The organism is Bradyrhizobium sp. Kon58, assembly GCF_055807455.1.
Genome location: NZ_JBVVOT010000004.1, coordinates 118,465 through 139,713, shown reverse-complemented (window position 1 = coordinate 139,713; position 21,249 = coordinate 118,465). Strand labels below are relative to the sequence as shown.

Sequence of the window (21,249 nt, the reverse complement as noted above, 5' to 3'; positions counted from 1 at the left end):
GCCCCTGATTCCCGAATCAGGCAGCTCATGCGTGTTTTCAGCGTTCCCATCTCAGTTCCGTTCCTGCGCACCGTCGTCTCGAGCCTGCTCGACGGTCGGCTGGTCGACGGCTTTGAGGCGCGCAAGGAGCCGGCACGGCTGGCGGATGCCACGCTGTACCTGCCGACACGGCGCGCCATGCGTGTCGTCCGCGAGATCTTCCTCGACGAGATGAAGGCGGACGCCGTCGTGCTGCCGCGCATCGTCGCGCTCGGCGACATCGACGAGGATGAACTCGCCTTCGCCGATGAGGGCGAACAGTTTTCCGGCGCAACGCCGCTCGATATTCCGCCGCGGCTCGGCGAGCTCGAACGGCGGCTGACCCTGGCGCAACTCGTCGCGGCCTGGGCTAAGGGCCCGGTGCTGTCTCCGCTGGTCGTCGGCGGCCCCGCCTCGACGCTGGCACTGGCGTCCGATCTCGCGCGGCTGATCGACGACATGGTCACGCGCGGCGTCGACTGGAGCGCGCTCGACGGCCTCGTGCCCGATATGCTCGATCGGTATTGGCAGCACTCGCTTGAATTTTTGTGCATCGCGCGCATCGCCTGGCCCGGTCATCTCGCCGAGATCAACCGGATCGAGCCAGCTGCCCGCCGCGACCTTCTGATCGATGCCGAAGCCAAGCGGCTGACCGCGCATCCCCATGGCCCCGTGATCGCGGCCGGTTCGACCGGCTCGATGCCGGCCACGGCAAGATTTCTCCACGCAGTCGCCTCGCTGCCGCATGGCGCCGTGGTGCTGCCCGGCCTCGACACCGATCTCGACGACGATGCCTGGCGCAGCATCGGCGGCGTCCGCGACTCGCTCGGCAAGTTCGCGGAGCATCCGGTCTCGAACCATCCGCAATACGCCATGCACGCGCTGCTGGATCGTTTTGGCATCAAGCGCAGCGACGTCGATACCCTCAAGCCTCCGGCGGAAGGCGGTCGTGATCTGCTGGCGTCGGAATCGATGCGGCCGTCGGCCAAGACCGAGATCTGGCACGACCGGCTGAAGCAGCCGGATGTGGCCTTAAAGATCACCGGCGGCATGAAGAACCTCGCGGTTGTCGAAGCTCCCAATCCTGAAATGGAAGCGCTCGCCATCGCCATTGCGATGCGCGAGGCGCGGCACCTCGACAAATCCGCTGCGCTTGTCACGCCCGATCGCGCGCTGGCGCGGCGCGTGATGGCCGCGCTGAGCCGATGGGATCTCGCATTCGATGATTCCGGCGGCGACGTCCTGATGGAAACCTCCGCCGGCGTCTTTGCGCGGCTGACAGCGGAGGCGGCGACCAAGGGATTGGAGCCGCCGACGCTGCTGGCGATGCTGAAGCATCCGCTGTGTCGGCTCGGCCGGGCGCCCGGCGCATGGAAGACGGCGATCGAAAGCCTGGAGCTCGCTTTATTGCGCGGCACGCGGCCGCCTGCGGGCACCGCCGGCCTGTTGCGCGAGTTCAATCGCTTTCGCGAGGAATTGGCAAAGCTGTGGCGCAGCGAGGTCTCCGCGCTGCACAAGGCCGAGCCGCGGGCACGTCTCAAGGCGGAAGACCTCGATCGCATTCAGGCGCTGATCGATGGCTTGCGACAAGCCTTGGCGCCGATCGAGAGTCTTGCGTCATCAAAGCCGTATGACTTCGCCGAGCTCGCACATCGGCACCGCGAGATCATGATCGAGCTGTCGCGCGACGAGCAGGGCATCTCGCTGGCGTTCGAGGAGCGCGAAGGCCTCGCGCTCGCGAGCGCCTTCGACGATCTCCTGCGCGGCGGCACCACCAGCGGATTGATGGTCACGCTGCCCGACTACGCAGACGTGTTCCAGACCGCTTTCGGCGATCGCGCGGTGCGGCGGCGGGACAGGCCGGGCGCGCGGCTCCAGATTTACGGCCCGCTGGAATCACGCCTGATGCAGGCCGACCGAATCATCGTCGGCGGGCTGATCGAGGGGGTCTGGCCGCCGGCGCCGCGCATCGATCCGTGGCTGAGCCGGCCGATGCGGCACCAGCTGGGCCTCGATCTGCCGGAACGCCGTATCGGCCTCTCCGCCCACGATTTTGCGCAACTGCTCGGCGGCGACGAGGTCATCCTCACCCACTCCGCAAAGGCTGGCGGCGCGCCGGCGGTCGCCTCGCGCTTCCTGCACCGGCTGGAGGCGGTCGCGGGCGATGCGCATTGGAAGGCCGCGATTCGCGCGGGCGAGACATACGTGCAATTCGCAGCCGCGCTGGACCAGCCCGACGAGGTGAGGCCGATCAAGCAGCCCGAGCCGCGACCGCCACGCGCAACCCGGCCGCTCAGGATGTCTGTGACTGGGATCGAGGACTGGCTGCGCGATCCCTATACGATCTACGCAAAACACATTTTGCGGCTCGACGCGCTCGATCCCGTCGACATGCCGCTGTCGGCCGCCGACCGCGGCTCGGCCATCCATGATGCGCTCGGGGAGTTCACGGAGCGCTACGCCACGAATCTGCCCGATGATCCCGCACGCGTGCTACGCGCGATCGGCGAAAAATACTTCGCGCCGCTGATGGAGCGACCCGAGGCGCGGGCGCTGTGGTGGCCGAGGTTCCAGCGCATCGCGCGCTGGTTCGGCGAATGGGAGACGGCGCGGCGCGACGCGATCGAGGCGATCGCCGCGGAAACTCGCGGCGAGATTTCGATCCCGCTCGACCATGGGCGCAGCTTCCGTCTCTCCGCCCGCGCCGACCGCATCGAACGGCGCCAGGGCGGCGGCTACGCCATCCTTGACTATAAGACCGGCCAGCCGCCGACCGGCAAGCAGGTCCGCATGGGCCTGTCGCCGCAGCTCACGCTGGAAGCCGCGATCCTGCGCGAGGGCGGTTTTCCCGGAATCGACGCCGGCGCGTCGGTGAGCCAGCTCGTCTATGTTCGCCTGAGCGGCAACAATCCGCCGGGCGAAGAACGCATTCTCGAGCTTAGGTATAGGCAAGGTGATGAGCCACAGCCGCCGGACACCGCGGCTGCCGAGGCCAGGGCCAAGCTCGAGGCGCTGATCCGCGCCTTCGAGGACGAGAACCAGCCCTACACCTCGCTGAACCTGCCAATGTGGACCAACCGCTACGGCGCCTATGACGATCTCGCCCGGATCAAGGAATGGTCCGCGGCCGGCGGATTGGGAATCGAGGAATGGTGAAGGCACCGCGCCCTATCCCGGATGAGGTGCGCGCCAGGCAAGCGCGCGCATCGGACCCGACCGCGTCGGCCTTCGTGTCGGCCAATGCGGGCTCGGGCAAGACGCATGTGCTGGTGCAGCGCGTGACCCGCCTGCTGCTCGCGGGCGTGCCGCCGGAAAAGATCCTCTGCATCACCTTCACCAAGGCGGCCGCCGCCAACATGGCCGAGCGCGTGTTCACCACGCTCGGGCATTGGGTGACGCTCGACGACACCGCACTCGATGCGGCGATCCGCGCGGTCGGCATCCCGCACCCCAATGCAAAACTACGGCGCGACGCACGGAAGCTGTTCGCCTGTGCGCTGGAGACGCCGGGCGGGCTCAAGGTGCAGACCATCCACGCGCTGTGCACCCGCCTGCTCCAGCAGTTTCCGTTCGAGGCCAACGTCCCCGCGCGCTTCGCCGTGATCGACGAGCGCGACCAGACCGACATGATGGAACGCGCCAATCTGAAGGTGCTGCTGGAGGCCGCGCGCGACCCCGACAGCGTCACCGGCCGCGCGCTGCTGACCGCGATGGCGAGCGCCGCCGACGTCACTTTCAAGGAGGTGGTGCGCGAGGCCTGTCTGAGCCGCGATCATTTCATGGCCTGGACTGATGAAGCCGGCAGCGCGGAACTGGCTGCTGCGCAGATGGCGGCCGCGCTGGGCGTGGACGCGAGCGATCGGATCGAGGACGTCGAGACCGAGATTGTCGACGGTCCGTTCCTGCCGCGATCGCGCTGGGACGACATCGCCTTTGCGCTGGAGGACGGCAGCAAGTCCGACAACGACCAGGCCTGCCGGCTCCGCGAGGCAAAGGTCTTTTCCGGCACCGCGCAGGTCGATGCCTATCTTAGCGTTTTCCTGACCGACGAAAAGCTGCCGCGCAAGGCGGTGCTGACCAAGAAGTTCTGCGATCACAAGCCGTCCGTCGCCCGCCTGTTCGAGAACGAGGCGCAGCGCGTCAGTGGGTTGGTCGAGAAGCGCCGTGCGGTGACCCTGCGGGACCGCACCGCAGCCCTGCTGCATATCGCGACGGCGGCGGCCGCAAACTACCGCCGCGAGAAGCAGGAGCGCGGGCTGCTCGACTATGACGACCTCATCGACAAGACGCTGGCGATGCTGGATCGCGTTTCCTCGGGCTGGGTGCATTACAAGCTCGACCGCGGCGTCGATCACGTGCTGATCGATGAAGCCCAGGACACCAGTCCGCGGCAATGGGACATCGTCGCGCACATCATCTCGGAATTCACCGCCGGCGAGGGCGCGCGCGAAGGGCTGAACCGCACCGTCTTCGCCGTCGGCGACGAGAAGCAGTCGATTTTCTCGTTTCAGGGTGCTCAGCCCCGAGAATTCGACGCGCGCCGGCGCGAGCTGCACCGCAAGTTCACGGCGGCCGGACTGAAATTCGATCCGGTCGCCTTCACCTATTCGTTCCGCTCCGGCGCGGCGATCCTGCATTCGGTCGACCACGTCTTCCGCGAGCCCGCGATCTACAAGAGCATCCATTCGCTCGAGACCGGTCATCCCCTGCACAATGCACTCGGCGATGCCGGCCCCAGCGTCATCGAGCTCTGGGACCTTGCGGAAGCCGACGACAGGCAGGAGATCGAGGGCTGGCGCGCGCCGTTCGACGGCGTCGCCGCCACCAGCCCCGAGGTGAAGCTCGCGCGCCGGATCCAGACCGAGATCAAGCGGCTGGTCGAGAGCGGCACGCTGACCGGGCACGAGGGCGAGCGGCGTCCGCTGCGTTATGGCGACATGCTGATCCTGGTGCGCCGGCGCGGCAATGCGTTCGACGCGGTGATCCAGGCGCTGAAGCACGCCAACGTTCCGGTCGCCGGCGCCGACCGGCTCAAGCTGACCGAGCACATCGGAATCATCGACCTGATGAATCTTGCGGACGCGCTGCTGCTGCCGCAGGACGATCTCGCGCTCGCGGTGGCGCTGAAGAGCCCGCTGTTCGGGCTCGACGACGACGATCTGTTCCAGCTGGCCCATGATCGCAAGGGATCGCTGCGCCGCGCGCTTGGCGAGCATGCCGCGACAAGCGAAAAATTCACCGCGGCGTTGCGACGCCTCGAAGCCTGCGAAACCCGCGCCCGCGAAGAGACGCCGTTCGCCTTTTACGCCTGGCTGCTCGGGGGCGACGGCGGACGCGCGCGCATGCTGCGCCGGCTTGGTCATGAGGCCAATGACGCGCTCGATGAGTTCCTGGAGCTGGCGCTGAATTACGAGCGCAAGGCGCCGGCCTCGCTGCAGGGCTTCATGGCCTGGCTGCGCTCGGCCGATACCGAGGTGAAGCGCGACATGGAGATCTCGCGCGACGAGGTGCGGGTGATGACCGTGCACGGCGCCAAGGGCCTGGAGGCCTCGGTCGTGTTCATGGTCGACACCACATCGTCGCCCGCGGATTCGCAGCGGCTGCGGCTGATCCACGTCCCGCGCGGCAATGGCGGCGAGGTGGTGGTCTGGGCCGGACGCAAGGCGGACGATCCCAAGCCCGTCGCCGACGCCCGCAAGGCGATGCTCGAGGAGACCGAGGACGAATATCGCCGCCTGCTCTACGTCGCGATGACGCGCGCCGCCGACCGGCTCATCGTCGGCGGCTGCATGCCCGGCAACATGAAGACGGTCCGCAAGCTGAGCTGGTATGATCTGGTCGACACCGGGCTCGCCGGCTCGGGGCTGGCCAAAGAGACGATCGAGACGCCGCTGGGAAAGGTGACGCGCTTCTCCCGACCGGAGGATGTCGTGGCGCTGGGCACGCCCGCGGCCTCGTTGGACCAGGCGACCGCGCTCCCGGACTGGCTGCGGACACCGGCACCGCGCGAGACCATCGAGGATGATCCGGTTCGCCCCTCCGGCCAGCCGTCCGGGGACGGCCGCGCCGTGCTGTCGGGCGAATCAGTGCACTCCCGCGCGCTCGCGCTGCAACGCGGCACGCTGGTGCACCGGCTGCTGCAATCGCTCCCCGACATCGCCACTGAGCGCCGGCGCGAGGCCGCGCTCGGCTTCATGGCGCGCAATGCCGCGGACTGGGCGGAGGCTGACCGCGCCGCGCTGGCCGACAAGGTGCTCGCCTTGATCGCAGAGCCGCGGTTTGCGCCGGTGTTTGCCGCCGGCAGCCGGGCGGAGGTCGCGATTGTCGGCCGGCTGGAACGGCCGGGGCACGCCCCTGCACTGGTGTCCGGCCAGATCGACCGGCTGGTCGTTCGGCCGGATGAGATCCTGATCGTCGATTTCAAGACCAATCAGGCGGCTCCCAAGAGCGCCGCCGCGGCGCCCGCCGCCTATGTCCGGCAGCTGGCGCTATATCGGGCGGTGCTTTCGAAGCTTTATCCCCAAAAGCCGGTCCGCGCCGTCCTGCTCTGGACCGAGGCCCTTGAATATATGGAGATTTCGGCTCCCGCGCTGGACGCGGCGCTGGCATCTCTTCATCTCGGTGTGAGCGTCCTTGACCCGGCAAGGAGCCATTCATAGGTTGACGCCATGATCTCTGGCGCGATTCCCGTCGCGCCCTTCTCTCAGGTACGAGGTACTCCCATGGCCGTTGGTAAGGTTTCTGACACCGATTTCGAAGCCGAAGTGCTCAAGGCAAACGGCCCCGTGGTCGTCGATTTCTGGGCCGAATGGTGCGGCCCCTGTCGCATGATCGCACCCGCGCTCGACGAGATCGCCGGCGCGATGGGCGACAAGGTCAAGATCGTGAAGCTCAACGTCGACGAGAGCCCGAAGACGGCGTCGAAATACGGCGTGATGTCGATCCCGACCCTGATGATCTTCAAGGGCGGCGAGATGGCCTCCCGTCAGGTCGGCGCGGCGCCGAAGGCGAAGCTGCAGCAGTGGATCACCTCCGCGGTCTGATCCGCCGCGCACAAGAATATTTTTGGAAACGGCCGGCGAAAGTCGGCCGTTTCGCGTTGATGGGACAGTCCAGCGTTTGATGAGTCCCGCCTGTTGCCTCCTCCTCCTGCAAAGCGCGCGCGAAAGTCGGCCCCCCTCGTGGCGATGGAGGCGCGCTCGGTCGACGCGATCCCGCGCGGCAAGGAGTGGCAATACGAGCCGAAATGGGATGGCTTCCGCTGCCTGCTGTCGCGCAACGGCGGCAGCATTGATCTGCGCTCGAAATCCGGCGAAGACCTCGCGCGTTATTTCCCCGAGATCGTCGCCGCGGCGCTAAAGCTGAAGGCGGATCGCTTCACGTTGGACGGCGAGATCGTCGTGCTACACGGCAAGGAGTTTTCCTTCGACGCGCTGCTGCAACGGATTCACCCGGCGGCGAGCCGTGTGAAGAAGCTCTCGCAGGAAACGCCGGCGCTGTATCTCGCCTTCGATCTGCTTGCGACGGCCAGGGAGAAACAGCTTGCCGAGCAGCCGCTCAGTGAGCGACGGCCGGCGCTGGAAGCGTTTGCCAAAGCCAATCTGACAGGCAGCATCTTCCGCCTCTCTCCAGCGACGACGAGCTACGCCGTTGCGAAGAAATGGTTGGCGCAATCCGGAGGCGGCTCGGACGGCGTCATCGCCAAGCGCATCGACCTGCCCTACCAGGCCGGAAATCGCGACGGCATGCAGAAGATCAAGAAATTCCGCAGCGCCGATTGCGTGGTCGGCGGCTTCCGCTATGCCACCAACAAGATCGCCGGCCGCAAGGTGGTGGGGTCGCTGCTGCTCGGACTGTATGATGACGAAGGTCTCCTGCACCATGTCGGCTTCACCTCGGCGATCAAGGCGACGGAAAAGCCTGATCTGACCGATCGACTGGAGGCGCTGATCGGCGAGCCGGGCTTCACCGGCAACGCGCCGGGCGGGCCGAGCCGCTGGTCCACCGAGCGCTCGGCCAAGTGGTGTCCGCTCAAGCCGAAGCTGGTGATCGAGGTCTGCTACGACCATTTCAGCGGCGACCGCTTTCGCCACGGCACCTCGATCCTGCGCTGGCGCCCCGACAAGGCGCCGCGGCAATGCAGCTTCGAGCAGCTGAAGCAGAAGGTGGCGGATCCGATGAAGCTGCTAAAACAGCTGTAGCCGGTAGCCCGGATGGAGCGCAGCGTAATCCGGGGCGGTCGTCATTTGTGGTGCGATTCCCGGATTGCGCTTCGCTCCGTCCGGGCTACGAACCGACCACTATCCGATCCATCCCGTCGCCAGCGCGTTCGCCAACTCCGGCTGGCCGTTGCGGCGAGCGAGCGCAGCCATCGTCTCGTGATCGTAGACGACATGGCGGAACGTGACCTGCCAGGCACCCTCGGTGAGCTCAAGGATCGCATAGCGCGCGTGCGGCGTGCCGGCCTCCACGACATGCGGGAACGGATGCTTGTCACGAAAGCCCGGGCCGCCGACGCTGCCGGGATTGACGATCAACCTTCCGTCGCGAAGGCGCACGGCACGGGCGAGATGGGTGTGGGCGCACAGGATCAGCGATTGCGCGATGCCTTGCGCAAACTGCTCGATGCGGTCGAGCGGCGACAGCGCCACCCCGCCGTCGGGATGCACGGTTTCGAGCCAATAGACTTCGTCATTGTCGGGCGTCGCATGACACATGAAAACCTGCTCGCGAAACACGCGCGTCATCGGCTGCGCGCGCAGCCAATCCAGTTGCGCGGCATCGAGCGCGGCATGGGCCGGGCGATCCCACGAGCCCATCTTCTCCGGCGGACGATCGAGCAGGTAGCGGTCGTGATTGCCGAGCACGTGCACGGCATCGAGCTTCATCAGAATCTCGATCGTGCGGCGCGCATCGAGCGGGCCGCTCAGCATATCGCCGAGATTGACAATGTCGGAGACGCCCTGCGCGCGGATGTCGGCGAGCACAGCTTCCAGCGCGAGGTAATTTCCGTGGACGTCGGCAATCACGGCAAAACGCATGGAGATTCCTGTAGCCCGGATGGAGCGAAGCGTAATCCGGGGCCTTTGTCGCTTTTGGTTCGGGCCCGGATTGCGCTTCGCTCCATCCGGGCTACCCAACCTCTATGCAGGAGGCGTGCCGTTGATGGCGAGCACGTGGCCGGCGAGATAGAGCGAGCCGGTGATCAGGATGCGCGGCGGCACTTCGTAGGCGAGTTTCGCCAAGGCGCGCAGTGCGGCCTCGACGCCGGGCGCGGGCTCGACGCGCATGCCGAGGCTGCGGGCGGCATCCGTGAGCCGGTCGACCGGCATGGCATTGTCGGTGTCGGGAATCGGCACCGCGATGATGTGACGGGTGAGGCCAGCGAAATTGGCGAGAAAGGCTTGCGCATCCTTGTTGGCCATCATGCCCGCGATCACGACCAGCGGCCGCGATACCCGCTCTTCGAGATCGCCGAGCGCGGCCGCCGCGACGCGGCCGCCTTCGGCGTTGTGGCCACCGTCGAGCCAGATCTCCGATCCCTGCGGCCCCCAAGCGAGCAGCTCTCCAGACGCGATGCGCTGCATCCGTGCCGGCCATTCCGCACCGACGATCCCGGCCTCGAATGCCGCCTGGTTGATCTTGAAGGCGTTGGTGGCCCGCAGCGTCGCGATGGCGAGGCCGGCATTGTCGAACTGGTGGCGGCCGAACAGGCGCGGCGCCGTGAGATCCATCAGGCCGCGCTCGTCGGAATAAACCAGCCGCCCGTGCTCGACATTGGCGTGCCAGCTCTCGCCCGCGGCAAACAACGGGGCGCGCATGCGCCTGGCCTGCGCCTCGATCACGGCCATCGCCTCGCCCGACTGCTCGGCGCAAACCACGGGTACGCCACGCTTGATGATCGCGGCCTTTTCGCCCGCGATCGACGTCAAGGTGTCGCCCAGGAAATCCATGTGGTCCATGCTGACAGGCGTGATCACGCAGGCTGCCGGCGCGTCGATGACGTTGGTTGAATCAAGCCGGCCACCAAGGCCGACTTCCAGCAGAACCACATCGGCCGGGTTCTGCGCGAACAGGTGAAACGCCGCCGCCGTCTTGAGCTCGAACACGGTGGCCGGCTCGCCGGCATTGACACGCTCGACCTGTTCCAGCGCCGCGCGCAACTCGTCGTCGCTGACGAGCACGCCGCCCCCGACGCGGCCGAGCCGGAAGCATTCGTTGATGCGAACGAGATAGGGCGACGTGTAGGCGTGGACGCGCAGGCCGGCGGCCTCCAGCGTCGCGCGCAGATAAGCGAGCGTCGAACCCTTGCCGTTGGTGCCGGCGATATGGATCACCGGCGGCAGCTTGCGCTCGGGATGACCGAGCCGATCGAGCAGGCGGTGCATCCGCTCCAACCCGAGATCGATGCGTTTCTGATGCAGGGCCGACAGCCGCCCGATCAATTCGTCGAGCGGCGGCTTTGCGCTGTCAGAGGAAGCGTTCACGCGTGCGGCGCGGCCGGCGCCGTCTCGGGAGCCGATACGATCTGCGCCGGGCTCACGACCGGCTGCACCGGTTTCGATGCGCTCTCCAGCGCCGGCGCCCTGGTCAACAGGCGGCAGAGCCGCGCCAGCGTCGGGCGCAATTCGTGGCGGTGCACGACCATGTCGATCATGCCGTGCTCCTTGAGGTATTCAGCGCGCTGAAACCCCTCCGGGAGTTTTTCGCGAATGGTCTGCTCGATCACGCGCGCGCCGGCAAAGCCGATCAGCGCACCGGGCTCGGCGATCTGCACGTCACCGAGCATCGCATAAGATGCGGTGACGCCGCCGGTGGTCGGGTTGGTCAGCACGACGATGTAGGGCTGTTTCGCTTCACGCAGCATCTGCACCGCGACCGTGGTGCGCGGCATCTGCATCAGGGACAGGATGCCTTCCTGCATGCGCGCGCCACCTGAGGCGGCGAATACGATGAAGGGTGACTTCTTCTCGACCGCGAGCTCGAGCCCGCGCACGATGGCTTCGCCCGCGGCCATGCCGAGCGAGCCGCCCATGAAGTCGAAATCCTGCACGGCGACAACGACGGCGGCACCTTCGAGCTTGCCGTAGCCGACCTTGATCGCATCGTTGAGGTTGGTTCGTGCGCGCGCATCCTTGATGCGATCGACGTACTTCTTCTCGTCACGGAACTTGAGCGGATCGGGCGTGACGTCGGGCAGCGCGACGTCGTACCAGGTCTCGTTGTCGAAAATCGACTTCAGACGCGCCACCGCATTCATGCGCATATGATAGTTCGAGCCGGGGATAACGAACTGGTTGGCCTCGACGTCCTTGTAGAACACGAGCTGTCCGGAATCCGGGCACTTGATCCACAGATTCTCCGGCGTCTCCCGCCGCAGCATGTTGCGGATCTTCGGCCGGACCACATTGGTAAGCCAGTTCATGGTTTGCTCCGATGTGCGATCCCGCCTGGGGACCACCTGAAGGATATATGGCGGCCGGGACCCGGCCCGGCAAGCCGCCGGATCGTCCGCCTTGCTCGTCGGACTTGCTCGTCGGACTTGGCAGCGGAATTATGGCCTATTCCGCGGCCTGTTGCGCGCCTTTGACGCCCTGGGCCAGGGCCGCCGTCAGCTCGGCGACGGCGTTGACGGTTTTGCCGGTGGCGCGCCCGTCCGCATCGAGGCTGTTCTTGAGGGCGTCGACCAGCGCGGTGCCGACCACCGAACCATCGGCCTTCTCGGCAATGGCGCGTGCCGCCTCCGGTGTGCGGATGCCAAAACCAACGCAGATCGGCAGCTTGGTATGCCGCTTGATGCGCGCGACAGCTTCACCGACGGCATTCGCGTCCGCCGCTGCCGCACCGGTGATGCCGGCGATAGAGACGTAATAGACAAAGCCTGATGTGTTCGCGAGCACCGCGGGCAGGCGCTTGTCGTCGGTGGTCGGGGTCGCGAGGCGAATGAAATTCAGGCCCGCCTTCAGCGCGGGAATGCAGAGCTCCTCGTCTTCCTCTGGCGGCAAATCGACGATAATCAGACCGTCAACGCCGGCCGATTTGGCATCAGCCAAAAACTTGTCGACGCCGTAAATGTAGATCGGATTGTAATAGCCCATCAGCACCAGCGGCGTGACGTTGTCGTCCTTGCGGAAGCCGCGCACCAAATCGAGCGTCTTCTTCAGTGTCATGCCGACCTTGAGCGCGCGGAGCCCGGCGGCTTGGATCGACGGACCGTCCGCCATCGGATCGGTGAAGGGAATGCCGAGTTCGATGACGTCCGCGCCTGATTTCGAGAGCGCCTTGACGATCTCGAGCGACGTCGCCGGATCGGGATCGCCGGCCATCACATAGGTGACGAAGGCCGCGCGGCCCTGTTTTTTCAGCTCGGCGAAACGGGTGTCGATACGCGTGGTCACTTGCTCTTGCCCCTCAGGATGTCGCCGACCTGCGGGACGTCCTTGTCGCCGCGGCCGGAGAGGTTGACGACCATCAGGTGATCCTTCGTCCGCTTCGGCGCGAGCTCCATCACCTTGGCGATGGCATGTGCCGGCTCGAGCGCGGGGATGATACCTTCCAGCTTTGACAGCAACTGGAACGCTGCGAGGGCCTCGTCGTCGGTCGCGGAGAGATAGTTCACGCGGCCGATCTCGTGCAGCCAGGAGTGCTCGGGGCCGATGCCGGGATAATCGAGCCCCGCGGAGATCGAATGCGCGTCCTGGATCTGGCCGTCCGCATCCATCAGCAGATAAGTGCGGTTGCCGTGCAGCACGCCGGGACGGCCGCCGGCGATCGACGCCGCATGCAGTTGTGTCAGCCCATGGCCCGCAGCTTCGACGCCGAAGATCTCGACCGAGGAATCGTCGAGGAACGGATGAAACAGCCCCATCGCGTTGGAGCCGCCGCCAATGCAGGCGACCAGCGAATCCGGCAGCCGGCCTTCGATCTCCTGCATCTGCGCCTTGGTCTCGTTGCCGATGATCGACTGGAAGTCGCGCACCAGCGTCGGATAGGGATGCGGACCCGCGACCGTCCCGATGCAGTAGAACGTGTTGTGCACGTTGGTGACCCAGTCGCGCAGCGCCTCGTTCATGGCGTCCTTCAGCGTGCGCGTGCCCGACTGCACCGGAATCACCGTCGCGCCCAGCATCTCCATGCGGATGACGTTGGGCTGCTGCCGCTCGACGTCGACGGCGCCCATATAGACGATGCATTCGAGCCCGAAACGCGCGCACAGCGTCGCGGTGGCAACACCGTGCTGGCCGGCGCCGGTCTCGGCGATGATGCGCTTCTTGCCCATGCGCCGCGCCAGCATGATCTGGCCGAGCACATTGTTCACCTTGTGCGAGCCGGTGTGGTTGAGCTCTTCGCGCTTGAGATAGATTTTCGCGCCGCCCAGATGCTCGGTCAGACGCTCGGCGAAATAGAGCGGCGAGGGCCGGCCGACATAATTCTTGAGATAGCCGTTCATCTCGGCCTGGAAGGCCGGATCGGCCTTGGCCTCGGTGTAGGCTTTCTCCAGATCGAGGATCAGCGGCATCAGGGTTTCGGCAACGAAGCGTCCGCCGAAAATGCCGAAATGGCCGCGCTCGTCGGGGCCGCTGCGATAGGAATTTGGTTTTACAACATTCATCGGACGCTCAACTCTTGACTTGCATCTTGGCTTGCGCGCGCGGCGCGAATGAAGGCCTTGATCATCTCGGAGTCCTTCACGCCCGGGGCGCTCTCGACACCGGAGGAGACATCGACACCGCCGGCGCGGGTGACGCGAACGGCCTCGGCAATGTTGTCGGCGCTGAGGCCACCCGAGACCATATACGGCACCTTCAGCTCCAGGTTTCCGAGCAGATGCCAATCAAACGGTGCACCGAGGCCGCCAGGCCGCGTTGCGTCCTTCGGTGCGCGCGCGTCGAACAGGATGCGTTCGGCAACCCCTGCGTAACCGGGCAGCACGGCGAGATCGGCCGACGTTGCGACCGGCACGACCTTCATCACTGGACGACCGAACCGTTGCCTGATGTCGCGCAGCCGGGCCACGCTTTCCGTGCCATGAAGCTGGAAAATGTCCGGCGACAGCGCGTCCATGACGTTGTCGAGCGTCGCATCGTCGGCATCGACGGTGAGCGCGACCTTGAGCGCGCGCCGCTTCACCTGCCGGCCGAGCTCCCGGCCGGCTTCCAGCGACAAATGCCGCGGCGACGGCGGGAAGAACACGAAGCCCACCATGTCGGCACCCGCCTCGAGCGCCGTTTCGAGCGTCTCGGGCGTGGACAGGCCGCAGATTTTGACGAGCAGGGACATGTTCTCGAGGGATGTGGGCTCAAAGCAAATGGAGGCCGCAGGTCCGCGGCCGGAAAACGGGCTTTTCGGTTGCGGCCGCTTCTACAACGTCGCGCGCTGCTTGTCTCGCCCGACGGGCCCGTAAAGCCCCACACCGGAGGGAACGGGGAGGCGCTGGGCCTCGGGCCTTGCTGCGGCAGACTGGGCCCGCAGATCAGCCAGCTCGCCTCGCGCGGCCCGGGCATCCGCGTCATGCCGGCGCGCCGCACGCCGCCAGTGCCGCTGGCCGAACCAGACGGCACAACCACCCGCGACCACCCCGAGCGCAGCCACCACGATCAGGAGCAGGAACAGCGGCAGCGTGACCGAGAATGACGGGTCGTTGGAAACGAAGGGATCGAACGAGACCGTGACGAAATGCCGGTTGGCGACGGCAAAGACCATCAGGACCAGGCCCAGCGGAATTACGACCAGCGCGGTCAGGAATTTTCGCATCTCGGCTCGCTCGCCTTGAATCAAGGTGCGGCCGCATCGCTCGCGACCGCGGGAAACCCTGAGGTGGACCTCAGTCTGGCGCGCCTGGATCCGGGTGGTCGCGATTCAGCCGTTCGCGCATTTCCTTGCCGGTCTTGAAGAACGGAACGCTCTTCTGATCGACAGGCACATGGGCGCCGGTGCGCGGATTGCGCCCTGCGCGTGCAGGGCGATGCTTGACCGAGAAGGCACCGAAGCCGCGCAACTCGACGCGGTCACCGCGCGCGAGAGCCGCTACGATCTCTTCGAGAATCGCATTCACAATGTTCTCGACATCCCGCTGGTACAGATGCGGGTTGTGCTCGGCGATACGCTGAACAAGTTCGGATTTGATCATCGAGAGATAGGACCCGGGAGCGTGCGGACGACCATTTCCGTGAAAATACCGTGATCTGTCAAGACGCTAAATGAAGGTTGAGCGTCGTGAAAATACGTGACAAATGCCGAAAAAGCGGGCTGGCCCTGCACGCGCCGAACGGGAAAAACCTCTGGGGCTCGCCCGGTTCCGGTCAGTTCGACGCCGCCGGCTGCCACAAAGCCAGCATCCCATCCATTCCGAGCCGATCGACCGCCTGCACGACGCCGGTTTGCGCGATTTGATGCGCAATCGAGCCTAAACCCAGTGCTTCCAGCGTCACTGCGGCCGCCGCCTTGAGGAACGGCAGATCGCTGAAGCGCGGCTGCAGCTTGTAATCGCGCACGGAGAGCCCCTTCTTGACGCCCTTCTGCTCGACCAGCCAGGTCACCGCGGTCTTCTCGTCGCCGATCTGATCGATCAGCTTGAGATCGATGGCCTGGCGTCCGGTGAAGACACGGCCATCAACCACTTTCTCGAGCTGCGTGTCATCCATGCCACGCCGTTCCTTCACCAATCCCTTGAACCAGGCATAGGAATCCTTCACCAGCGCATCGAGCGCTGCCCGTGCCTCGGGGCTGGTCGGCTCGAAACCGTTGGGCGCGGCCTTCAGCGGCGTGGATTTTACCTCCTCGACCTTGACGCCGACGGTCTTCAACAGCTCCGAGACGTTCGGAAATTGGAACAGCACGCCGATCGAGCCGACCAGCGAGCTCTGCTGGGCGATGATGTGATCGCTCGCGATCGCGGTGATGTAGCCGCCGGAGGCGGCGAGGCCTTCGACGACCACAACGAGCGGCTTCTTTGCCTTCAGACTCATAAGCGAATCATAGAGCTGCTCGGAGCCGGCGGTGGTGCCGCCCGGCGAGTTGACGTGAACGATGACGGCGGCAGCCTGCGAATTCTCCAGCCGCTCCAGCGCCTGCGTGCGATCGGAATCGCTGCGGATCAGGCCGTCGATCTGGACCCGCGCGATCGAGCCGGCGGACGCGAACGTGCCGCGCGCACCCGGCGTCGCGACCAGCGCGAAGCCTGCGATCGCCGCGATCGCGATCAGCGCGGCCAATACGCGCCAGAACGTCAGCTTACGGCGGATCCTGCGGCGATCGACGATGATGTCCGAATCGAGCGACATCTCAATATCTCCAAATGAAAGGCCGAGCGCGTTGTGCCGTCGCAGCATCAGCATTGGCTTATCTGGATACATCAATTGCGGCGCAATTAGAAGAAAACAAGGCCTGGCGCAGCCCGGATGGAGTCCGTAGCCCGGATGGAGCGGAGCGCAATCCGGGAGAATCCCGCCGGCCGCACGAATCCCGGATTTCGCTTTCGCTCCATCCGGGCTACGGCCTCAACAACAAAAAAGCCCCGGCTTGCGCCGGGGCTTTGATGCAGCGAAACCTGCGTTTCGCTTACTTGGTGTCGCGGTTCTTGAGCGCGGTGCCGAGGATGTCGCCGAGCGTCGCCCCCGAATCGGAGGAGCCGTACTGCGCGATGGCTTCCTTCTCTTCGGCGACTTCGAGCGCCTTGATCGACACCTGGACCTTGCGGGCCTTCTTGTCGAACTGGATCACGCGAGCATCGACCTTCTCGCCGACGGCGAAACGTTCTGCGCGCTGATCGTTGCGGTCACGGGCGAGCTCCGAGCGCTTCACGAAAGTGGTGAAGTCGGTACCGGTGATCTTCACCTCGATGCCGCTCTCCTTCACTTCGATCACTTCGCAGGTCACGACCGCGCCCTTCTTGACATCGCCCGGCTCGGCGAAGGGGTCGCCTTCGAGCTGCTTGATTCCAAGAGAAATGCGCTCCTTCTCGACGTCCACATCGAGCACCACGGCCTTCACCATGTCGCCCTTCTTGTAGTTGTCGATCACCTGCTCGCCCGGCTGCTTCCAGTCGAGGTCGGAGAGATGGACCATGCCGTCGACGTCGCCCTCGAGGCCCAGGAACAGACCGAACTCGGTCTTGTTCTTGACTTCGCCCTCGACCGTCGAACCGGTCGGGTGACCTTCGACGAAGACCTCCCACGGGTTGCGCATGGTCTGCTTGAGGCCGAGCGAGATGCGGCGCTTGACGGAATCGACTTCCAGCACCTGCACTTCGACTTCCTGCGAGGTCGAAACGATCTTGCCGGGGTGCATGTTCTTCTTGGTCCACGACATCTCGGAGACGTGGATCAGGCCTTCGATGCCCGGCTCGAGTTCGACGAACGCGCCGTAGTCGGTGATGTTGGTGACGCGACCGGTGAAGCGGGCACCCAGCGGGTACTTGGCTTCGATGCCCTGCCACGGATCGTCCAACAGCTGCTTCATGCCCAGCGAGATGCGGTGCGTCTCGTGGTTGATCTTGATGATCTTGACCTTCACGGTCTGGCCGATCGAGAGCACCTCGGTCGGATGGTTGACGCGGCGCCACGCGATATCGGTGACGTGGAGCAGACCGTCGATGCCGCCGAGATCAACGAACGCACCGTAATCGGTGATGTTCTTGACCACGCCGTCGATGACCTGACCCTCTTCGAGGTTCTGCACCAGCTCCTGACGCTGCTCGGCGCGGGTCTCTTCGAGAACCGTGCGGCGCGACACGACGATGTTGCCGCGGCGACGGTCCATCTTGAGGATCTGGAACGGCTGCGAGTTGTTCATCAGCGGCGCAACGTCGCGGATCGGACGGATGTCGACCTGCGAACGCGGCAGGAAGGCCACGGCACCGTCGAGGTCGACGGTGAAGCCGCCCTTGACCTGGTTGAAGATGACGCCGTTGACCTTCTCGTTGTTCTGGAAGGCCTTCTCGAGCTTGCCCCAGCTCTCTTCGCGGCGCGCCTTATCGCGCGACAGCACGGCTTCGCCGAGGGCGTTCTCGATCCGATCGAGAAACACTTCCACCTCGTCGCCGACCTTGAGCTCGCTGTCACGGCCGGGGCCGGAAAATTCGCGCAGGGCAACGCGGCCCTCGGTCTTCAGGCCGACGTCGATGACGGCCATGTCCTTTTCGATTGCAACAACCTTGCCCTTGATGACTGAGCTTTCCTGCAGGTTGCCGCCTGCGAAGGACTCGTCGAGCATCGCGGCGAAATCGTCGCGCGACGGGCTATAGGTATCAGCAGAAGTCGAAGCCATTTGTTCTCCAGTTGCGGATGTCGTGCCGGCCGTTGGGTTCTTGGGCGCATCGTACGCGCAGTGTCGGAAGGTCCGCAGAACCTTCGAGCGACCGCTCGCTGTTCCGACCTGGAGGCGGAACAGCGGAAGCGGGCCGGCTGAGGCCCGCGCATTCGATACGTGGAAATCTTTTGTCCGGAACCTGGATCGCGTCGGCCCCAAGCAGGGACCGAGAGTATCGACCTCAAAGAGCGGGAGCGGGCGCTTCCTCCAATGACGGCAGCGGCTTAACCCCGCGACCGGCCCGCTCGGACGGCCTCGATAATGTCGATGGCGGCCCGGACGCCGCCTTCTATATCCAGTTGGGAGTTATCTAGCAAGTAAGCATCCGCGGCGGGCTTCAGGGGGGCGATCGCCCGGTTCTTGTCGCGTTCGTCGCGCTGGATGATGTCGGCGAGCACGGCCGCCTCGTCGGCCTCCTCGCCCCGCGCCTTGGCTTCCATGGTCCGGCGGCGGGCGCGGACCTTGGGGTCGGCCACGACGAAGATCTTCACGTCGGCATGGGGGCAGATCACCGTTCCAATATCCCGACCGTCGAGCACGGCGCCGGGCGGATCGGCGGCGAATTGCCGCTGAAAGCTGACCAGAGCCTCGCGCACCCTTGGGATCGCCGAGACAATGGAGGCGCCCTCGCCGGCCTTCTGGGTCTTCAGGGCGGGATTGCCGAACTTCTCGGGATCGAGTTCCAGCGCCGCAGCGACCGCCGCCGCCTCGTCCCGGAGATCATGACCGGACTGCATCAGGGAATAGGCCACCGCGCGATAGATCACGCCGGTATCAAGATGACGGTAGCCGTAATGGTGGGCAAGACGCTTGCCGAGCGTGCCCTTGCCCGACGCCGCGGGCCCGTCGATGGCGATGATCATGAAAAATCGGCCCCAAGCGAACGCATCATCGGGATGAAATCCGGAAAACTGGTGGCGATGAAGGCGGTGTCGTCGACGGTCACCGGCTGGTCCGACGCGCAGCCCATCACCAGCGCGGACATCGCGATGCGATGGTCCATGTGGGTGGCCACAACGCCGCCGCCGGGAACGTGGCCGCGGCCTTCGACGATCAAATCGTCGCCGGAGACCTCGACCTTGACGCCGTTGACGCGGAGCATGGCGGCAGTGGCTTCGAGACGGTCGGATTCCTTGACGCGCAGTTCCTGGAGGCCGCGCATGATGGTCGTGCCCTCGGCAAAGGCGGCCGCTACCGCCAGCACCAGATATTCGTCGATCATCGACGGTGCGCGCTCCGGCGGCACTTCGACACCGCGCAATTTCGAGGCGCGTACGCGCAGCTTCGCCATCGGCTCGCCGGCGTCGCCGCGAACTTCACTTTCCTCGATCGAGGCACCCATTTCGCGCAGCGTGGTGAAAAGACCGGTGCGCAGCGGATTGGTCATGACATCGGACAGGACGAGGTCGGAGCCTTCGACGATCAGCGCAGCAACGATGGGGAACGCCGCCGATGAGGGATCGGCGGGCACGACGACATTGGCGCCATGCAGCTCAGGCTGCCCTACGAGCGTGATACGGCGGCCGTGCTGACCTTCCCGCACCGAGCTGATCTCGGCGCCGAAATGCTTGAGCATCAGCTCGGTGTGGTCGCGACTGGCCTCAGTCTCGATCACGGTGGTGGTGCCCGGCGCGGCCAGGCCCGCGAGCAGCACGGCGGATTTGATCTGGGCCGAGGCGACAGGCGTCTTGTAGGTGATCGGCAGCGGATCGCGCGCACCCTGGACGGTCAGCGGCAGACGGCCGCCCTCGCCGCCGGCGACGACCTTCGCACCCATCTTTTCCAGCGGGTCCAGAATCCGGCGCATCGGCCGGGTCCGCAGCGAGGCATCGCCGTCGAAAATCGCAGAGATCGGGCAGCCCGCGACGGCGCCCATGACGAGCCGGCAGCCGGTGCCGGAGTTGCCAAAATACAGCGGTGCCTTGGGCTCCGCGAAGCCCGCGACACCCACGCCGTTCACCTTCCAGGCGAAATCTCCGGTGCGCTCGAGCCTGGCGCCGAGCGCCTGCATGGATTTGGCGGTGTTAAGGACGTCCTCGCCTTCCAGGAGGCCCGAAATCCGCGTCTCTCCGACCGCGAGCGCGCCGAGGATGAGGGCACGGTGGGAGATCGACTTGTCTCCGGGCACCCGTACTTTCCCGGTCAGGGGACCGCTGGCGCGCGACTGGAGCGGCATCGGCTTGTCGGAATCGGTCAAGTTTGTGTCCTTGGATAGGCCCGAAATGTCCCTGCGGGGCTCGCGGGGCAGGTACCACATGGTCCCCCCGCCGTCACGGGCATGTCGTTCTCCCGCAATGCGCTATTGACAGCGGGCCGCCAACTAGCCAAGTGAAGCACCGCTTTTCAGACATTTCCAGGATTCCTCTGCCGTGGCCAAGTCCGAACTCGGAACTAAACGTATTTGCCCGACCACGGGCAAAAAGTTCTATGACCTCAACAAGAATCCGGTGATCTCGCCCTATACCGGTGAAGTCGTGCCGATCGCGCCCATCGCGCCGGCTCGTGCGCCCCGCGGCGCCGAAGCTCGCCACGCAGCCGCTGCCGCCGACGCCACACCGGAGCCGGCGGAGGTCGAGGAGGTCTCGCTCGAGGAAGCCGATGCCGAGGAGAACACCGGCAAGGTCAAGGCCGTCGTGCCCGAATCCGAGGACGACATCGAAGTCGATGAGACCATCGAGGACGATGACGACGATGATTCGACCTTTATCGCCGATGACGAAGAAGGCGATGAGGACGTCACCGACATCATTGGTGATGTCGGCGGTGACGAAGAGACTTGAGATAATTCCAGAACTGTGGTTCTGGGTCTTTCCCGACGCGTCGCCCAAGGCGCGTCGGACGGTTAAGGGGCCATAGCTCAGCTGGGAGAGCGCTTGCATGGCATGCAAGAGGTCGGCGGTTCGATCCCGCCTGGCTCCACCA

At 65.5% G+C, this 21,249-nt stretch carries 17 protein-coding genes and 1 tRNA gene; 6 read left to right on the top strand and 12 right to left on the bottom strand.

Translation table 11 applies throughout. From position 1 onward, the window contains the following. Positions 1-27: 27 nt before the first annotated feature. The 4 genes from addB to AC0L20_RS09415 all read left to right on the top strand — a co-directional run bounded on the left by addB (position 28) and on the right by AC0L20_RS09415 (position 8,219). A complete protein-coding gene (gene addB, locus AC0L20_RS09430; RefSeq protein WP_473288289.1) occupies positions 28-3,174 on the top strand; it encodes a double-strand break repair protein AddB in 3,147 nt (1,048 codons plus the stop codon). After that, entirely contained in the window at positions 3,168-6,677 is a 3,510-nt protein-coding gene (gene addA / locus AC0L20_RS09425) for a double-strand break repair helicase AddA (RefSeq protein ID WP_473288288.1), read from the top strand. Before addB ends, addA begins: the two co-directional genes overlap by 7 nt. Before the next feature lie 63 nt (positions 6,678-6,740). Further along, positions 6,741-7,061 (top strand): thioredoxin, encoded by a 321-nt coding sequence (gene trxA, locus AC0L20_RS09420; protein WP_007598398.1) that lies wholly within the window; start codon positions 6,741-6,743, stop codon positions 7,059-7,061. A gap of 138 nt (positions 7,062-7,199) precedes the next feature. After that, entirely contained in the window at positions 7,200-8,219 is a 1,020-nt protein-coding gene (locus AC0L20_RS09415) for an ATP-dependent DNA ligase (RefSeq protein WP_473288287.1), read from the top strand. Positions 8,220-8,318: 99 nt separating this feature from the next. On the opposite strand, the gene AC0L20_RS09410 is transcribed toward AC0L20_RS09415, so the two are convergent. From AC0L20_RS09410 to aroA, 12 genes are all read right to left on the bottom strand, one after another. Further along, complete coding sequence (locus AC0L20_RS09410) at positions 8,319-9,059, bottom strand: metallophosphoesterase family protein (protein ID WP_473288286.1); 741 nt, start codon at positions 9,057-9,059, stop codon at positions 8,319-8,321. 102 nt (positions 9,060-9,161) lie between these two features. Further along, complete coding sequence (locus AC0L20_RS09405; protein WP_473288285.1) at positions 9,162-10,505, bottom strand: bifunctional folylpolyglutamate synthase/dihydrofolate synthase; 1,344 nt, start codon at positions 10,503-10,505, stop codon at positions 9,162-9,164. Further along, positions 10,502-11,443, bottom strand: coding sequence for an acetyl-CoA carboxylase, carboxyltransferase subunit beta (accD, locus tag AC0L20_RS09400; RefSeq protein ID WP_377828630.1), 942 nt, complete (start codon positions 11,441-11,443; stop codon positions 10,502-10,504). Before accD ends, AC0L20_RS09405 begins: the two co-directional genes overlap by 4 nt. Before the next feature lie 136 nt (positions 11,444-11,579). Further along, positions 11,580-12,416 (bottom strand): tryptophan synthase subunit alpha, encoded by an 837-nt coding sequence (gene trpA, locus AC0L20_RS09395; protein ID WP_473288284.1) that lies wholly within the window; start codon positions 12,414-12,416, stop codon positions 11,580-11,582. After that, positions 12,413-13,630, bottom strand: coding sequence for a tryptophan synthase subunit beta (trpB, locus tag AC0L20_RS09390; RefSeq protein WP_473288283.1), 1,218 nt, complete (start codon positions 13,628-13,630; stop codon positions 12,413-12,415). Before trpB ends, trpA begins: the two co-directional genes overlap by 4 nt. Then, the gene (locus tag AC0L20_RS09385) at positions 13,627-14,298 is read right to left on the bottom strand and encodes a phosphoribosylanthranilate isomerase (RefSeq protein ID WP_473288282.1); all 672 of its coding nucleotides are present in this window, start codon (positions 14,296-14,298) and stop codon (positions 13,627-13,629) included. Before AC0L20_RS09385 ends, trpB begins: the two co-directional genes overlap by 4 nt. Positions 14,299-14,379: 81 nt before the next feature. After that, positions 14,380-14,772 carry a lipopolysaccharide assembly protein LapA domain-containing protein gene (locus AC0L20_RS09380; RefSeq protein WP_473288281.1) on the bottom strand — a complete coding sequence of 131 codons (393 nt, stop codon included), beginning with the start codon at positions 14,770-14,772 and terminating at the stop codon, positions 14,380-14,382. Between the two features lie 70 nt (positions 14,773-14,842). After that, a complete protein-coding gene (locus AC0L20_RS09375; protein WP_007598410.1) occupies positions 14,843-15,148 on the bottom strand; it encodes an integration host factor subunit beta in 306 nt (101 codons plus the stop codon). Positions 15,149-15,320: 172 nt separating this feature from the next. Then, positions 15,321-16,301, bottom strand: a complete 981-nt coding sequence (gene sppA, locus AC0L20_RS09370) for a signal peptide peptidase SppA (protein ID WP_473288280.1) — start codon at positions 16,299-16,301, stop codon at positions 15,321-15,323. A gap of 277 nt (positions 16,302-16,578) precedes the next feature. Next, the gene (gene rpsA, locus AC0L20_RS09365; RefSeq protein ID WP_027566167.1) at positions 16,579-18,285 is read right to left on the bottom strand and encodes a 30S ribosomal protein S1; all 1,707 of its coding nucleotides are present in this window, start codon (positions 18,283-18,285) and stop codon (positions 16,579-16,581) included. A gap of 266 nt (positions 18,286-18,551) precedes the next feature. Next, positions 18,552-19,190, bottom strand: coding sequence for a (d)CMP kinase (gene cmk / locus AC0L20_RS09360; RefSeq protein WP_027514724.1), 639 nt, complete (start codon positions 19,188-19,190; stop codon positions 18,552-18,554). Then, the gene (aroA, locus tag AC0L20_RS09355) at positions 19,187-20,503 is read right to left on the bottom strand and encodes a 3-phosphoshikimate 1-carboxyvinyltransferase (RefSeq protein WP_473288515.1); all 1,317 of its coding nucleotides are present in this window, start codon (positions 20,501-20,503) and stop codon (positions 19,187-19,189) included. The genes cmk and aroA overlap by 4 nt, the downstream gene beginning before the upstream one ends. Before the next feature lie 193 nt (positions 20,504-20,696). On the opposite strand from aroA, the gene AC0L20_RS09350 reads away from it, so the two are divergent. Together AC0L20_RS09350 and AC0L20_RS09345 are read left to right on the top strand one after the other, a co-directional pair. Next, entirely contained in the window at positions 20,697-21,107 is a 411-nt protein-coding gene (locus tag AC0L20_RS09350) for a TIGR02300 family protein (protein ID WP_007598417.1), read from the top strand. A gap of 66 nt (positions 21,108-21,173) precedes the next feature. Next, positions 21,174-21,249, top strand: a tRNA-Ala gene (locus AC0L20_RS09345).

What these genes read in the sequence shown, in the direction of transcription:
- rpsA (WP_027566167.1), bottom strand. Translation starts at nt 18,285, where the DNA reads ATGGCTTCGACTTCTGCTGATACCTATAGCCCGTCGCGCGACGATTTC.
- sppA (WP_473288280.1), bottom strand. Translation starts at nt 16,301, where the DNA reads ATGTCGCTCGATTCGGACATCATCGTCGATCGCCGCAGGATCCGCCGT.
- aroA (WP_473288515.1), bottom strand. Translation starts at nt 20,503, where the DNA reads ATGCCGCTCCAGTCGCGCGCCAGCGGTCCCCTGACCGGGAAAGTACGG.
- AC0L20_RS09385 (WP_473288282.1), bottom strand. Translation starts at nt 14,298, where the DNA reads ATGTCCCTGCTCGTCAAAATCTGCGGCCTGTCCACGCCCGAGACGCTC.
- addA (WP_473288288.1), top strand. Translation starts at nt 3,168, where the DNA reads ATGGTGAAGGCACCGCGCCCTATCCCGGATGAGGTGCGCGCCAGGCAA.
- cmk (WP_027514724.1), bottom strand. Translation starts at nt 19,190, where the DNA reads ATGATCATCGCCATCGACGGGCCCGCGGCGTCGGGCAAGGGCACGCTC.
- trpB (WP_473288283.1), bottom strand. Translation starts at nt 13,630, where the DNA reads ATGAATGTTGTAAAACCAAATTCCTATCGCAGCGGCCCCGACGAGCGC.
- trxA (WP_007598398.1), top strand. Translation starts at nt 6,741, where the DNA reads ATGGCCGTTGGTAAGGTTTCTGACACCGATTTCGAAGCCGAAGTGCTC.
- accD (WP_377828630.1), bottom strand. Translation starts at nt 11,443, where the DNA reads ATGAACTGGCTTACCAATGTGGTCCGGCCGAAGATCCGCAACATGCTG.
- AC0L20_RS09375 (WP_007598410.1), bottom strand. Translation starts at nt 15,148, where the DNA reads ATGATCAAATCCGAACTTGTTCAGCGTATCGCCGAGCACAACCCGCAT.
- AC0L20_RS09410 (WP_473288286.1), bottom strand. Translation starts at nt 9,059, where the DNA reads ATGCGTTTTGCCGTGATTGCCGACGTCCACGGAAATTACCTCGCGCTG.
- AC0L20_RS09380 (WP_473288281.1), bottom strand. Translation starts at nt 14,772, where the DNA reads ATGCGAAAATTCCTGACCGCGCTGGTCGTAATTCCGCTGGGCCTGGTC.
- addB (WP_473288289.1), top strand. Translation starts at nt 28, where the DNA reads ATGCGTGTTTTCAGCGTTCCCATCTCAGTTCCGTTCCTGCGCACCGTC.